12 protein-coding genes are annotated in these 15,472 nt (G+C 59.4%); 5 read left to right on the top strand and 7 right to left on the bottom strand.

Annotated elements, in window-relative coordinates; translation table 11 throughout:
- Window positions 1-19: 19 nt before the first annotated feature.
- The 7 genes from Q4F19_RS17500 to Q4F19_RS17470 form a co-directional block, all read right to left on the bottom strand.
- Window positions 20-1,309 carry a class I SAM-dependent methyltransferase gene (locus Q4F19_RS17500; protein WP_303545308.1) on the bottom strand — a complete coding sequence of 430 codons (1,290 nt, stop codon included), beginning with the start codon at window positions 1,307-1,309 and terminating at the stop codon, window positions 20-22.
- A gap of 2 nt (window positions 1,310-1,311) precedes the next feature.
- Complete coding sequence (locus Q4F19_RS17495; RefSeq protein WP_303545305.1) at window positions 1,312-2,583, bottom strand: DUF4910 domain-containing protein; 1,272 nt, start codon at window positions 2,581-2,583, stop codon at window positions 1,312-1,314.
- A gap of 47 nt (window positions 2,584-2,630) precedes the next feature.
- Window positions 2,631-3,239: a dTDP-4-dehydrorhamnose 3,5-epimerase family protein gene (locus tag Q4F19_RS17490; RefSeq protein ID WP_303545303.1), complete on the bottom strand. Its 609-nt coding sequence runs from the start codon at window positions 3,237-3,239 to the stop codon at window positions 2,631-2,633.
- The gene (gene rfbF, locus Q4F19_RS17485) at window positions 3,233-3,997 is read right to left on the bottom strand and encodes a glucose-1-phosphate cytidylyltransferase (protein WP_341850202.1); all 765 of its coding nucleotides are present in this window, start codon (window positions 3,995-3,997) and stop codon (window positions 3,233-3,235) included. The genes Q4F19_RS17490 and rfbF overlap by 7 nt, the downstream gene beginning before the upstream one ends.
- Before the next feature lie 139 nt (window positions 3,998-4,136).
- Complete coding sequence (locus tag Q4F19_RS17480) at window positions 4,137-5,252, bottom strand: NAD(P)/FAD-dependent oxidoreductase (protein ID WP_303545297.1); 1,116 nt, start codon at window positions 5,250-5,252, stop codon at window positions 4,137-4,139.
- Window positions 5,253-5,308: 56 nt separating this feature from the next.
- Window positions 5,309-6,229 carry a 2OG-Fe(II) oxygenase gene (locus Q4F19_RS17475; protein WP_303545294.1) on the bottom strand — a complete coding sequence of 307 codons (921 nt, stop codon included), beginning with the start codon at window positions 6,227-6,229 and terminating at the stop codon, window positions 5,309-5,311.
- Entirely contained in the window at window positions 6,223-7,200 is a 978-nt protein-coding gene (locus tag Q4F19_RS17470) for a glycosyltransferase family 32 protein (RefSeq protein WP_303545291.1), read from the bottom strand. The genes Q4F19_RS17475 and Q4F19_RS17470 overlap by 7 nt, the downstream gene beginning before the upstream one ends.
- A gap of 392 nt (window positions 7,201-7,592) precedes the next feature.
- Here Q4F19_RS17470 and Q4F19_RS17465 point away from each other — a divergent pair, with 392 nt between their 5' ends.
- The 5 genes from Q4F19_RS17465 to Q4F19_RS17445 all read left to right on the top strand — a co-directional run bounded on the left by Q4F19_RS17465 (window position 7,593) and on the right by Q4F19_RS17445 (window position 15,472).
- Window positions 7,593-8,828, top strand: a complete 1,236-nt coding sequence (locus Q4F19_RS17465; protein ID WP_303545288.1) for an outer membrane beta-barrel protein — start codon at window positions 7,593-7,595, stop codon at window positions 8,826-8,828.
- A gap of 34 nt (window positions 8,829-8,862) precedes the next feature.
- A complete protein-coding gene (locus Q4F19_RS17460) occupies window positions 8,863-11,094 on the top strand; it encodes a GumC family protein (RefSeq protein ID WP_303545285.1) in 2,232 nt (743 codons plus the stop codon).
- 10 nt (window positions 11,095-11,104) lie between these two features.
- Complete coding sequence (locus Q4F19_RS17455; protein WP_303545282.1) at window positions 11,105-12,253, top strand: glycosyltransferase; 1,149 nt, start codon at window positions 11,105-11,107, stop codon at window positions 12,251-12,253.
- Window positions 12,250-13,989 (top strand): hypothetical protein, encoded by a 1,740-nt coding sequence (locus Q4F19_RS17450; protein ID WP_303545279.1) that lies wholly within the window; start codon window positions 12,250-12,252, stop codon window positions 13,987-13,989. Before Q4F19_RS17455 ends, Q4F19_RS17450 begins: the two co-directional genes overlap by 4 nt.
- A gap of 103 nt (window positions 13,990-14,092) precedes the next feature.
- Window positions 14,093-15,472 (top strand): hypothetical protein, encoded by a 1,380-nt coding sequence (locus tag Q4F19_RS17445; RefSeq protein WP_303545276.1) that lies wholly within the window; start codon window positions 14,093-14,095, stop codon window positions 15,470-15,472.

Genomic DNA, 15,472 nt, shown 5'->3' with positions numbered 1-15,472 from the left:
GTCCTTGTCAAAGGGTCGATCAACGGCCAAAATGGACGTCGACAACCTGAGGCTTAGGAATTGCCACCAGAAACTTGCCGCCTGCCTTGGCGAATGCGCATTGTTGAGAGATAATCTCATCAGCGAAGTTCCAGGGCAAAATAAGCAGATGTGTGGTCGGTGAATGCTCAAACTCAGCGACGTTGCGGATTGGCAACATTAACCCTGGCATATATTTGCCGACTTTATGAATGTTCCGGTCGACAACATACTTTATAATTCCGCTCGGAAGATCTACGAAGTTGAGCAGCGTCGCCCCTTTCGCGGCGGCACCATATGCCGCAATCGTTCCTCCTCCTTCCACAATATCCGTCAACATCGAGCGCAGATCATCACGGATGGCGTTAACGCGGTCGGCGAAGTCAATATATGGCTCGAGGCTGTTCAGGCGAAGTGTCTTCTCTAGGTTCATGAGCGTTATCAGCTGCATCGACTGACCGGGCTGATGGCTAACGCGGATTCTTAGCGAACCTCCATGAATCTCTAGCGGCGTTGCATCATTCAAATGCAGGCCATGACGTGCGAACAACGGCTCAAGAGCCTGCAATGAATAGTAGAATATGTGCTCGTGATAGATTGTGTCAAATGCATTTCTCTTTAGCAACTCGACGATGTAGGGAAACTCAAACTCTGCGATGCCATCATCTGCAAGTAAAATCGAGAAACCGCTTACAAAGTCATTGATGCTTGAGACATGAGCAAGCACATTGTTTGCGATCATCACCGAGGCGCGTGTGCCATCGGCGGTCAATTGTTCAGCCAACGCAGCGTCGAAGAAGGCGTTTAGCGTTGGAATGCCGCGCGCCGCGGACGCGTCCGCTGGGCCTTTTGCGGGGTCTATTCCTAATATGGGGATGTCCGCATCCCGGAAGGCTTGGAGTAAATAGCCGTCGTTGCTGGCGACCTCCACGATAAGATCGTCGGGACCGAGCTTACGTTCCGCAATCAGGGCTTCGACATGGGCGCGACTATGCTCAAGCAGTGCGGGAATGAATGAGGAGAAGTATGGATAATCGTTGCCGAAGAGGGACGTCGGGGGGATCGTCTCGCTGACCTGGCACAGACTGCACGAGCGGCAGACCATCAGCTCCAGCGGGAAGCGCGCCTCCCTGCTATCAACGTCATCGACCTCGACCAGCGCGTTGGCGATGGGTTGCATTCCCAAATCAAGTACACGCTCGAGGTCGTCGCTCGCGCAGGAGCGGCAGGACGCGAGGCGTTCGGATAAAGGCTGTGGGCGGGGCGGTGCGAAAATGTCGGTCGTCGCCATGGCTAATCTACCTCTCTAATGAGCCCGTGCTGCTCGGCGATGACCGCGGCAGCATCGAGCCGGGCGAAGGGAATTTTGGCGCGTTCCGCCATATCGAGCAGGCTGTGATTGCCGTCTGCGAGGTTGAGCACCCAGAGCAGATCCATCTGCGTGGCTCCGCCCGCATCCGCTTGTCCAGCTAACGCGCGATACAGGCCGCGGCGGCCGAGTTGCGGCTCGCCACGCCCGTCCTGGCGAAGGAGTTTGCGATTTGCGTCCAAGAGGTCGACGAGCCGCGTCACGACTTGATATGACTCCGTCAGGGCCCTTGCAGTGACAAACGCGCAGTCATCCAGCGAGGTATGATATTCGCGGAAGTTGCCGTGTACGGCGCGCATCAGGCAGCCGAACGGAAGATCGAAGCCAGGCGAGCAGAACTGCCGCTCGTCGTAACCATAGGGCTCGAATGACCGGATCTCGAACTCATGCTCGCCATTGTTCAGAACATGCGCAACGGCCCTGTCGATTGGGGCGTTGCTGCGGCTCTGCTTGTAATGGAACGGTCCAGTGTCGCCGATGCAGGTCAGCACCAAGCCATGCTTGATCCTATCGAGCTTGAATTCGTTGTGAGCAAGCCATGTGATCGCGCCGACTGTTCCCGGCAGGAAGAGGATACGCAGCCCGAGGCGGCCCGGGCCGCTGAGATTACGACGAGCGGCGAGCGCCGTGGCGACGGCGATGCCCGACAGATTGTCGTTGGCCAGACTGGGATGGCAGACATGGGCTGTTACAACGATTTCATCCTCGGAGTTGCCAGGAAAGAAGGCCTCTCCGTAACTCATCGAGCCCGACACCAAGTCACTGTCAATGTAGACCCGGTAGATCTCGTCGGTCATCGACGACCAATGCGAGTGCGACAGACAGAACCCCCAGCTTTGTGCATAATAGCCGGTGCGGTACGGAATTGCGTCCGGCAAGTCCGGAAGCGTGTGGACATGTCGCGCAAGTTCTGCACGAGACACAAGCCGATTAACCGGTTGGCTATAGCCGACCACGTGAAGATTGTTATCCGCCCAATCAACGATCTTATCGCCGGACAATGTCCGGATCGTGGCTTTGCGAATGGTCCACTCGAGTGGCACTTCCCAATCGAGAACCGGCGTTCCACTAGGAACTTCGTGGATCTCTAGTGGGATATCGCGCGCGATTTGCCGAAGTGTCTCGCGGACGCCATCTCCGGTAAGGCTGCGCGGAAGAGGATAAAGGCGGCGCACCATTTCGTGCAGATCGATCAACGGCCTTGTGATCAGGCCGCGTGCAGAAAGTTCAGAACTTCCACCCTTCATTGATCGTTCGATCCAAAGCCCGACACACGGCCTGCAAGCGGCGCCCATTTCAGATCTGAGGCGGAGATGCTCGAGATCGGCTCAGGCCATCGAACGGCAACCGCTGGATCGTCGTAGCGGAAGCCATCATACGCTGAAGGCACGTAGCGCTCGCCCATGAGATATTCGACGATCACATGATCTGTCAGCGTCTGAAAACCATGCGCGAAGCCAGGTGGCACGTAGAGCATCACCCAGCTTTCGCACGAAAGTTCACGAACCTGCGGCTGGCCAAATTGCTCAGACCCAGGGCGCAGGTCGACGATCACGTCCCAAATGCGGCCCATACTACAACGAACGATCTTGGCATCCGGCCATGGGTCGCGCTGGAAATGCATTCCGCGGATTACGCCGCGCCGGCGTGTGAACGACACATTCCCCTGCACCGGCGTGAAATCGATGCCGGCGGCTGAAAAAATGTCGGCGGACCAGCTGCGGGCGAAGGCGCCGCGACCATCCCGGTGTACGCGCGGCGAGATGAGCCTGGCGTCGGTATTCCCGATCGCATGGATCGTCATCTCTGAAGAAGGCGGCGCGTCGCCCGTCCCAGCGAGCGCGCTCACCATGTCTGCCAGGGCGCCTTGCCCGAATTCCAGAGCTCATTGAGCACATGCTTGTCGCGCAGCGTATCCATCGGATGCCAAAAGCCCTGATGGCGGTATGCGACGAGCTCTCCTGCTTCGGTCAGCGCCCCCATCGGACCATGCTCCCAGACGCAGTCGTCGCCGGTGACGAGGTCGAGCGCGCGCGGATCCAGCACAAAGAAGCCACCGCTAATCCAGGTGCCGTCACCGTCAGGCTTCTCTTTGAACGCCCGAACGTGAGGATCCTGCTCTGCAAGATACATCGCTCCGAAACGGCCAGTCGGCTGGACGGCCGTGACCGTAGCGAGCTTACCGTGGGATCGATGAAAATCGACAAGTGCCGAAATATCGATGTTTCCCACCCCGTCGCCGTACGTCATGAGGAACGGCTCGTCGTCAAGGAGGTCCGCGGCGCGTCTCAAACGTCCGCCGGTCATTGTATCAAGTCCCGTGTCGAGCAACGTCACCCGCCAGTCTTCGCCATGTCGATCGCGATATTCGACAGACGACTCTGCGAGGTCATAGGTGACATTGAGAGCTCGAAGTCCATACTCAGCGAAGTATCTCTTTATCAGTAATCCTTTGTAGCCACAGCAAACGATGAACTCCCTGATACCGTGACCACGTATGATCTTCATGATGTGCCAAAGTATCGGCTCGCTACCAATCTCCACGAGTGGTTTCGGCATAACGGAGGTCTCCTCCGATAGCCTAGTGCCGAGTCCCCCGGCTAGGATCATAGCCTTCAAGTCTTTTCCCCGTTTGCTTTTGGCACATGATTCTGTCCCATTGCACGGTAGAAGCTTGAATTAGAGATGATCTCTCAGCAATAGTTCAAACTGGATACCTCTAAAGATTGATGCTGGATTGAGCGAGGCATTAAGCGCGGCCCTGAACTATCTCCAGCCGCGCGCAAACGAGATCTGCGAGCGCAAGAGAAGCCGTCAGACCCGGCGATTCGATGCCAAAAAGGCTGACAAGACCTTCGAGGCCATGCACTTCAGGTCCTTGAACCACAAAATCGGCATCAGCCTCGCCCGGTCCGCATAGTTTTGGCCGGATGCCCGCAAAGTCCGGCCTTAACCGCGTGGTATCCAGCCCCGGCCAGAGCGCGGTGGCTGCGGCCGCAAATTGGGCATGCCGGGCGGTGTCGACCCGGTAGTCGATGTCATTTATCCATTCGATGTCGGGCCCAAAGCGCGCCCCTCCGGCAAGGTCGAGGGTCAGATGAGTCCCAAGGCCGCCAAGAACGGGAACGGGATATATGAGATGGTTAAACGGAACGCGGCCGGAATAAGCAAAATAATGACCCCGTGCCATGTGGAGAGTGGGGATATGGCTGGGATTCAAGGAGTCGATTAGCACCGCGAGGCGCTGCGCGCCGAGACCGGCTGCATTGACGAAGATCGGCGCGGCAACCACCGGACTGCGCGCTCCCGCCAGCCAAACCTGCCAAAGACCTCGGCGTCGTTCAACGGCAGCAATATCGACGTCGCATGCCAGGGTGGCCCCGGCCGCTTCAGCGGATCCGAGCAAAGTTTGCATATATACGTGCGTATCAATAATCCCTGTGAGAGGGGAAAAGAGGGCCGCCTCGCACGATAGCGCCGGCTCCAGTTCGCTCACTTTACCCGCGTCCATCTCGACCAGACTGACGCCCGCTTGTGCAGCCCGATATGCGATCTCTGAAAGCTTACTCAGCTCGCGCGCGTCGCGCGCCACGATGAGTTTGCCGATCCGGCGATGGGGAACATGGTGTTCTTCGCAGAAGTGATAGAGCTGGTCGCGGCCAAGAACGCATAGAGCGGCCTTGAGCGATCCCGGTGCGTAGTAAATTCCAGCGTGAATCACCTCGCTGTTGCGGGAGCTGGTGCCCGTCCCGAATTGCCTCTCGCGCTCTAAGAGCAACACTTCACGGCCAGAGCGAGCCAAAGCGCGCGCGACAGCGAGCCCGACCGCGCCAGCGCCACAAACGATGGCATCGACCTCATCCACCAGTGACACGTACCGAGAGGTCGCGAACGGATCGGGTCATGCGGGCCGGACGCCCGTTAGCCCGCATGATCGATGTGCGAATTTCGGGTAAAATACGCTGCGCCGACTTTCTGTCCGAGCATTCGTAGATGAAATTGGCCTTTCAGAACGTGTTTGATGATCGTTTCTCCCGGCCACCCCATGAAACGGGTAAGCCGAACCGGCTCGCGTGTCTCTTCGGCTTCGTAGTAATAGGTGGTCAGGTTGATGCGATCAGCATCGCCATGAATTGGCTCGACTGAATGCCAAGCTGTATCGCTGACCTCCAAGAGAACGAGCCGGTTCGGTCTGAAGGATATAGCCTGCAATTGCCGCACCGGGTCGCACGACCAGATTCTAAGCTCACCACCGTTCCGATCTTCCCAAACCGGGGAGAGGTAATAGAGCGCGACAAGCCGGCGGCGGCGCCGCCGGTTGCGATTATGTGAATTGTCGAGATGAGGACGCATAAAGTCGCCAGGGCTCATCACCGTAACACCGCCATTGTAGAGATTGGCGTCCGGAACCAACCTACCTACGTCGATCATCCCGCTTAGGGCGTCAGCCAATTCTGGCGAAGCAAAAGCCTTCACGCAGTTTTGAAGCGTAGATGGCATCACCACGGTCTGCGCCATGCAATATTTCCGCTCGCCCAGCGACTGCCGACGCAGCATGAGATCCTTCGTGGGAACAGCGCTGAAGATCGCTTCACGCACCGCTGTCGGAAGGAGATCGTCGACGATCGCGGTCCCGCAACCCTGTTCCCGCGAGCGTCGAAAGTCAGCGGAGACGCGTTCGCGTTCCGAGCCAAGCCTCAAAAGGATGAGCGTCTCCAGCATGTCGGGCTCGAACGCAGTTTCGCGCTCGGACGATGCCGATATCACACCGTCGACAGCCGCTCCGGGGTCAGCCGAGGGCGGACATCCAGCCGATCCTACCGAGCTGCGCTCGATCACCATGAGTGGCTCCAATACGTTACGACGGTCGATCCAGGGAACAGCGCGCGCGCTACATCCGCTGGCAATAGCTGACGGCGGTCGAGAAGCTGACTGCGGAGCAATTTATGGATCGGGTTGGTCCAGTCCAAGGGGTACCAGGACTTGGGCTTTAACACCCTAATGGAGCCTTGGCTGAGGATACCGCGCTGTTCAGAGGTCAGCAATGCTCTGATCGCGCCGACCGCGGCCCACGCGCTGGCCCGGTCAAGCCGGACGAAGTCGTCTAATGCATTTTTGAGAAGCACGGGTCCGGTCATCGCTTCCGGCCCCCCCTTGACGTCTCGCGACATGTCGGCGCTAGCCAGACGCGCAAGCAGCACAACATAGAGCCAGAATATTTCGCCGGGCCTGGACGCCATGACCGCATTGGGTACCGAGTGCGGGAACGCGCGGTCGGCACCCATCCTGCAAAGCACGACGTCTCCCAGCGCTGTGGTTTCGTCCACCGATCTCAGACACTCTGTATCCAGATCCGCATAAATCCCACCGTAGCGGAAAAGGAAGAAGTATCTCACAACATCGGCGCGATATATTTCCGATGGATACGAATTATACGTATTTAGAAACCACGGAAACTCTTCCGCGATAAAACGACGATTGTCATCGTCGTCCCACAGTATCACTACATGTTCGGGATTTTTAGCCCGGAACGTGCCGTGCCAGTACCGGTAGTTATCTGGAATCTCTGACCTGCTTTTCCAGGTTTGGAAGATTATCTTTGGGCATGACGCGGCCCGCGTCGTCGGTGCTGCGATTTTTGGATTGATGACCTCGCCGCGCTCCAAATTTTTCAACGAGCTGGGCAGAATGGGCAGCCGGCCCGCTCGGTTCCGGAAGACAAACGTCGCCAGCCGGGGCGTGGCTTCATCGACCACAGCGTTGAGCAGCCTGCGCAGCCGCATTCCAAGTGGGTCCCGGGGGAGCTCGCCCATCGATCAGCCCCGTCTGATTGCGCACAACAGCGCGACTGGCCCGGTAGGCAGTCCGCGCTTCCTCGTCAGATGATTATGCGCCCGCCAAGTTCGGTTGCGGGATCTTGGCCTGTGAATCGTGCCCATCAAGGATCTAAATCCTCACAATATTTACAATATTTAAGAGCGAGCCATAATTTAATAGCAAGTCATAGCGTCAGCCGTGGATATGGCAAAGTAACCTCAGTGCGTAGTCCCATTGGCCTTAGGTTACCCCTTATGGGCGATAGACGATGCGGGGGTCTTAACCGACGATCTGACTGATTCATCGATCCATATCTGGACTCGGAGAACTTTATCACGATGATGAAGGGGGCGGATACTAGGTGCAGCACGCGGCAACGGCTAGGCGGATGCTGCGGCTTATTGGCTTTGCGGTGGTCACGCTCACCGCTCGGCCGATGAACGCGCTGGCGCAGCCCGCTTCAAGCGTGGCCGGCAACGAAATCTTGACCCGATCACGGCCGGGATTAGACCCTATCGGGATCCGTCTCGGCGGCTTCACACTTTATCCAACCATGCAAGGCGTCTCGGGCTACGACAGCAATATTTATGATGTCGATCGCAACATTCGTCGGAGCTCGGTCTTTACTTTGCGGCCGTCACTCCAGCTGCGTAGCGACTGGCACCGTCATCAACTCAAGCTCAACGCGGACGCCTTCTTTGAACGATATCCGAACGCGCGAGCCGAAAATAATGATCAGTATAACAGCGCTCTATCCGGACGGCTAGATCTGACCGGTAGCCTGCTGATCGATGGCGAAGCACATGCAAATCGCTCGATCGAGCGGCGGGGCACGGCCGGCGACATCGTCACCCGCGGCGAGCCTATCCGGTTTGCACAGGTTGGCGGCGGGGCGACGATCCGTCGCGCCACAGGCGGTTTGCTAGCGCAGATTGGCGGGAGCATTGACCACCTGTCCTATCAGGATGCGCGCGTCGGATCGCAGCGCATCGACCAATCTTACCGCGATCATGAGGAATCCGGCGTAACGGCTCGGCTCGGCTATCTGGTGGGCCCTGGCATAATCGTTTTCGTTCAGGGTGCGCACCAGCGCGAGCACTACGATAGAGTGACGTCCGCCGCCTTGCTGAGCTCGAGCCAGAATACCCTTCTCGGCGGCCTCCAGTTCGCGATTACTCGCCTCATTTCGGGCGAGATCGGCGCGGGCTATCTGCACCGACGCTTCGATAACAGTCCCTCCGCTACGGCGTTTGCCTATGATGGGGCGCTCACCTGGAACGTCACGACATTGGTGACGATATCCGCGCGTGGCCGGCGGACGATCAACGAGAGCCCAACTCTTTCTGCGGCCGGCATCCTGACGGACGAGGTCGAGGGCAAAGTTGATTACGAACCCATGCGGAGGCTTCTGCTCAACGCTGGCCTGACCAGGACCCGAGAACGGTACCGCGGGATTGATCGGCGCGATCGTCGCACCGTTGCCAACATGGGATTCCGGTTGCTGGTCAATCGTTTCGTGGAGCTGGGCCTCCACTATGATCGGCGTAAGCAAAGCGGCGCAGGCTTAGCGGGTCGCAGCTATCGCGGCAGCGAGGCCCGTTTCACGATCACGGTGCAAAAGTGACGCGCGCGGCGTGCCTCCGCGAAAGCGCCGCGCCGTGAATCAGCCGCAGATCATCGTACGTGCCGAAAGCGCTGGGCTGCCAGCGCCGCTTGTGACCCCAAACACTGAGATGCGGGCCGACACACTCGATCTACGAGCGCTTGCCACCACGCTACGGCGCCGGCTGCCGCTGTTTTTCCTCGTGTTCGCTGCCGTGCTGAGCGGCGCGGCTTTCGTCACGATGCGCCAGCCGAACCTCTATACAGCGACAGCCGAGATTGTGCTCAACATGCGGCAGGAGCAAATTACGCCGATCGAGAAGGTGGCGGAAACCACACTGACCCCTGCGGATCGCGCCGATACCGAGGTTGAAGTGCTGAAATCGCGCAACCTTGCGGATCGCGTCGCTCAGGCTCTCAACTTGGATCGCGATCCGAGCTTCAATCCAGGCGTAGGTGTGGCCCCCAAAGAGCAGGGCTGGCTCGACCGACTGATCCGAGGCGAGCGGAGGCCAACTCCACCGCCGAGTCCCGCCGAGCTCGGGCGCGAAACCATAGATCGCCTGAAGAATGCATTGTCCGTCACCAGACTTGGCCAGACGTTTGCCATGGAGATCTCGATCACGACCGTTTCGCCGACCAACTCGGCTCGGATCGCAAACGAATATGTCCGGCAGTATACGCAAGGTCAGCTTCGCGACAAGATAGACTTGGGGAGTGTCGCTACGCGGTTTCTCGAGCGAAGGCTCGAGGAATTGCGCATTCAAGCACAGTCCGACACCGCTCGCGTTCAGCAATATCGTATTGCCAATAACTTGCTCAGCACGTCAGGAGCATCTTTGACCGAGCAAGAAATTGCGACATACAATCAGGCCGTGTCGGCTGCTCGCGCGCAGACATCCGAGGATCTTGCTCGTCTCAATACTGCGCGTGAGCAGCTTTTCAAAGGCTCGAATGGCGAGGATGTCGGCGAAGCGTTAGGGTCCGCCGTGGTGTCAGGGCTGCGAGCAAGGCAGGCTGAGGTCAGTGGCAGGCTGGCGACCTTGCGAAATCGCTACGGCGCGCTCCACCCCGACGTCCGGCGCACGGCCAGTGAACTAGACGACATCAATCAGCAAATTCACGCGGAGATCGGCCGGGTGATCTCCAACCTGGACGCACGCACTCGGGTCTCCAGTCAACGTTTGCATTCAATCTCCGAGAGTCTGGGAAAGGCGCGCAACACGCTCGCGCAGAACAATGCGGCGATGACGGGGCTCGATGACCTCCAACGGCGCGCTCAGTCTTCCCAATCGCTCTACGAGAGCTATCTGAACAGGTATAAGGAAGCTGTCGCGGAAGGTGGCACGGAGCGGCCGGACGCGAGTGTGGTATCGCGAGCGTCCGTTCCGCTCGCGCCGACGAGCCCTCGTCCAAAGCTGAATATGCTTTTAGGAGGTGTGCTGGGCATCGGCGCGGGTCTAGCCGCGGCATTCCTCGCAGAAATGACCTTCTCCGGATTTACGACGGGTCGCGAGGTCGAGCAGAAACTTGGCCTTGCCTATCTCGGTGCGATCCCGATGCTGTCTGGCCCCCGCTCGAAGGTCCGGGGCACAGGCGAAACCGTTGTCGCCGCGCCGCGCTCGAGCTTCGCCGAGTCCTTTCGCAGCCTGCTAACATCGCTTCGACAGATTTGCGCGGGAACGCCACGCGTCCTGCTCGTAACCTCCGCACTGCCGCAGGAAGGGAAGACGACAATATCGATCTGCCTGGCTCGCACCATCGCCCGCCAGGGCGAACGCGTGCTGCTGATCGATGCCGATTACAGCCAAGCTCAAGCTAGTGATAGGCTGGTGTCCGCTGATGCAGAATTTGGGCTCCTCAATGTCCTGAACGGTGACGTCGAACTCGACGACGCGCTGGTGCAGGATAGTGTTACCGAGCTCGACATTCTGCCGATGCGCGCTCGACCGTTCGATGCAGCTGACTTGCTGACTGGGCCAGCGATGGGCTCGCTCATTGATAGTCTTCGCGACCGGTATTCGTGCATCGTAGTCGATACCGCCCCCGTGTTGCCCGTAGCCACAACGCGCGAATTGGCCATCATGGCTGATGCCATCGCATTCGTGGTGCGCTGGCGACACACACCCGACGACGCGACAAACGCGGCGCTCCATCTCCTGCGCTCGCAGCGCGGCAGGATCGCAGGCGTCATATTGAGCCGAGTCGATATGCGGCGGCAAATCCGCATCGGTCGCGGCGACCCGAGTTTCTATTTTCCTCGCTTCAAAAAATACTACAGTTTGTGAGGGCCACGTAATGAACCAGTTGTTTCCAAAACCGCTGCCAGTCGCCATCGCGCCGTCCCGACGTGTCGGTCCGCCGAAACGTGTGGCGATCATCCATTACTGGCTGATTGGTATGCGCGGAGGCGAACGGGTTCTCGAGCGATTGCTTCATCTCTTCCCGGAAGCCGACATTTTCACCCATGTTTATGAGCCTCGCGCCGTTTCGGATCTGATCCGCTCACGCCCGATAAAGACGACCTTCATTCAAAAGCTTCCTGGTGCCAGACGGCATTACCAGAAGTATTTGCCGCTAATGCCAATGGCGCTCGAGCAGCTCGACCTCCGCGGCTACGATCTCGTTATAAGCAGCGAATCCGGTCCCGCCAAAGGGATTATTGCAGCGCCAGACGCAATGCATCTTTGCTACTGTCATTCGCCGATGCGGTATCTGTGGGACCAATACCACGATTATGTTGCGTCATCGGGGCCGGTCGCGCGGTGGATTATGCCTTGGGCTTTCCATCGCCTCCGTCAATGGGACGTATCCTGCGCGACGCGCGTTGATATGTTTGTCGCAAACTCCACCTTTGTTCAAAGTCGCATCCACCGCGTCTGGTGCCGGCAGTCGGAGGTCGTGCACCCGCCCGTGCAGGTTGATCTTTATAAACCGACCCGCGATGTCGAAAGTCGCTATCTTTGGGTCGGTCAGATGACACCCTACAAGCGCGGCGACATCGCGGTCGAGGCCTTCACGCGCCTCGGTTTGCCGTTGCTGATGGTGGGAAAGGGCGAGCAAGCTGAACAGCTGCAACGCCGCGCGGGACCTAATATAGAATTCGTTTCGCATCTTCCCTTCGACGAGCTTCGAGCCGCCTACGCGCGTTGCCGGGCGCTCGTATTCACAGCCGAAGAAGATTTCGGCATCGTTCCTGTCGAGGCGATGGCGTCAGGACGCCCCGTTCTCGCTTATGGCAAGGGCGGAGCTCTTGATACCGTGGTCCATGGCGAAACCGGCTTGCACTTCGATGAGCAGACTGCGGACGGCTTGATCGAAGGCGTCGCGTCCATGGAGGCTTGGCTACCGGGATTCAATCCCGAAGTTCCCTTGGCCTGGGCGCGCCGGTTCGCACCGGATAAGTTCGATGCCGGCATCCGCGCGGCGCTTGTGGCAGCGATGTGAGGCGCAAGTCCGCGGCGCTCGCGGTATTTTTCGCGATCGCGCTTCTCGTGCGCGATCGGCAGGCCGACTGGGCCGTCCTTTCGTCATTGACCGCATCCGTGGGCCTGGCAGGGAAGCGCGCTGCGGTTGCCGCCGAGTCAGCGGCAAGTCGACCATTGCCTCTTGTCGTCGGTGTCGCGACCCATTTCGATCAGGGTTGGCCGTTGGACCTTGTCAGGCGTACCCGCGACCTTCAGATCGGCATCATTCGCGACGATCTGCCGTGGGGCAAAGGCGAGCCAGAGCCCGGCCGGTACGACTTCGACGGCGGCTCGGCGGCATATGTCGCCCAATCCTGTGGGCAGGGCCTGAAGCTGCTGCTCATGATCGACCCTCACCATGCAGCTTATGACAAAGGCGCTACTGCACACACGCCCGCCGCACAGCGCGCTTATGCCGACTATCTTAACGCAGTTCTGGATCGCTTCGGATCCGGATGCATTGAGGCGATAGAAGTCGGTAACGAGATCAACGCCGGTGACAGCCGCCTCCCCGCCGGTGTTACCGTGGCGTCCGCGCACACATCGCTGCTGAAGACGGTCGCGAGCGTCGTAAAGCCCCGCTACCCAGATGTGCAGATCCTCGCCGGATCAAGCAACATGGTGGCAACCGGCTTTGAAGACACTCTGTTCGCGCAGGGGGTGCTCGACAGCGCCGACGGAATTGCCGTTCACCCTTATCGCGATCACCCGGAAGGACTCGAGGTCGAACTGCCGAGGCTTCGCGCTGCCATGCACAGGCACGGGCGAGTGCGGCCAATCTGGGCAACTGAGACGGGGGACGAGGTCGATGACCCTCGAATGTCAGCCAGCCTCATGATACGCATGCTGTGCCTCATTGCGGCCGAACCCGATGTAGCGGGACTCTTCTGGTACGCGCTGATCGACGAGCCATATTTCCGAAATACGGGCCTTCTCGACTCCGAGGCACGCACGAAACCCGCGGGCGAGGCCATGTTGGCCGCGAAGCGCCTTCTCCTTGCCCACGGCCGCCCCGTCCGCGTTGGCGCTCGAGATCGCCGCAATTACGTGTATCGCTTCGGCGCGCAGACCTACGTGATCTGGGGCGTTCCCCGGCCGATCCATGTCGAGGGCAATGCGCGCAATTTCGATGTGCGTGGCCAGCGACTGGTGGGCCCCCTCGTGGCGGGCCCCGACCCAATTATCGTCACTGGCGCTGATCGCGTCACGCTTGGCGCAAGTCAGGTCATGGCGGACAGCCTTTACCAATATGCGGGTCCGCCTTGGAGCTATCTCGCGCGGCGAGCGACGGGCCAAACCGTGCCGTTGAAGATCATCGACTGGAACTGGACGTCTTATTGGGGAGACCTTGATCTCCGTCCGCTGGCGATCGGGGAAGCTTCCGCTACGCCCGCTGGCGAGGGCAGCAATCCGCTGGCAGCAACCGTGCGCTACACGGCGAGCGTAACGACCCCCGCCTCGATAAGCGCCTGTTTCACGACCGGCTCCCACAATGACGGCCTATCGATCGAAATCCGTCATAATAATCGCGTGATCCATCAGGCGATTCTGACCGACAGGCTCGAGGTGAAAGCGCTGCCGGTGACGCTCAAGACAGGCGACAGGCTCGATGTCGCGTTCGGGCCCAACAAGGTTTTCGACGGCGACGCACTGACCTACCGAATTCGCATTCTCGCGCTTGGGGCCAAGACGCAGGAGCATGCGTCATGCGCATGACCTTCCGCCCGCGACGGGCTGCCGTACCATGATCCCGACGGTGTTTGGGATCATAGTGTCCGGGATCGGGCTCCTACTTCTGCTTCGTGGAAGTATACCCGCCATGTACGCGTTCACTCTCATTTCTTCATTGATGGGTGGCTCGGCCGCGTTTCAGCTCCCGGCGCTCGGTGGTTCGTCGATTCCGCCTGTCCAATTCGCCCTTGGCTTTTTGGTCCTCAGGTTGCTCCTACCGGGAAGCGGTGCGGGAGAACTGGTGAAGGAGGGAATTTGTGCGAACGGGCTTCTTGTCGGCTTTGCGGTGTACGGCGTTACTATGGCGTTTGTCGGTCCGAGGATCTTCGCCGACCAAATCATGGTCGTGCCGATGCGGCCAACGGCCGGATATATGTTTGCCGTCTTCAAGCTTGGCCCGACCAGCCAGAATGTGACCGCATCGGTCTACATGCTCGGCACGATGATGCTGGCGGTAGCTTCCTACGCCGCGTGCCGTCATGAAGAAGGGGCATCCGCGCTCGTAAAGGCGGGGGTAGCTATTTGCTGCCTTCACATGTTCTTTGGCATCAGTGGCGTGGTCTTTGCCGGAACGGCATGGTCGGAAGTTCTGGGTTTTTTTAGAAACGGCAATTATGCGCAACTCGACCAGCGCCTCGGCACGGTGGTGCGGATGAACGGGATCCATCCAGAGCCGTCGTCCTTCGCTGGTTTCGGTTTTGTCTGGTTCCTGTTCATGGCCGAGTGCTGGTATCGGGGCGTCCAGCCTCGAGTGACGGGCTGGGTCGCCCTGACAATGGGACTCACGCTTGCGGCCTCAACCTCGTCGACCGCCTATCTCGGCTTAGCTGCCTATCTGACCGTATTCCTCCTGCGCGCTGTGTTTGTGCCGGACGGCGTCTCGTCAGCCAAGCTGATCAGGCTAGCGATCGTCGCATTGGCGCTGGCGATCGTTGTGAGCCTCACCTTTCTCCTCAAGCCCGACCTCGTGGCGACCGCCTCGCGTGTCTTCACTTCTATGACGGTCGGCAAACAGGGAAGCGACTCCGCGCTCCAACGCGCCTTCTGGGCTCATCAGGGCGTGAATGCCTTTTGGGCGTCGTCCGGGCTGGGCATCGGACCGGGAAGCTTTCGCTCGTCGAGCCTGCCTGCCGCGGTAATCGGGGCAACCGGGCTGTCCGGCGCTGCCTTGCTATCCCTTTATGTCATCCAGGTTCTCAAACCCTGGCGCGCATCGACCTACAATCGCGTGCAAAATATGGCTGATGCGACCGGCGTCGCCGCCGCCTGGACGGCCGCGTGTATGCTTATTCCCGCGAGCGTGGTCAGCCCAACAGCTGATCCGGGAGGCGATTTTGCGATATTTGCTGGAGCCGCGCTGGCGCTGCGTCGGTCAGCGCGCCACTCCAGCTCTCTTACGCCAGCGTTCCGACCCGCCTCGCCCGCGGCCCACCTGACATCCCCATGGCCCAAGCCTCGAGCGTCCTAA

This window comes from Sphingomonas natans, from assembly GCF_030546695.1.
GTDB classification, from domain to species: Bacteria; Pseudomonadota; Alphaproteobacteria; order Sphingomonadales; family Sphingomonadaceae; genus Sphingomonas_I; species Sphingomonas_I natans.
Note: the sequence above shows the minus strand (reverse complement) of the source record. Positions and strands in the feature narration are given on the sequence as shown.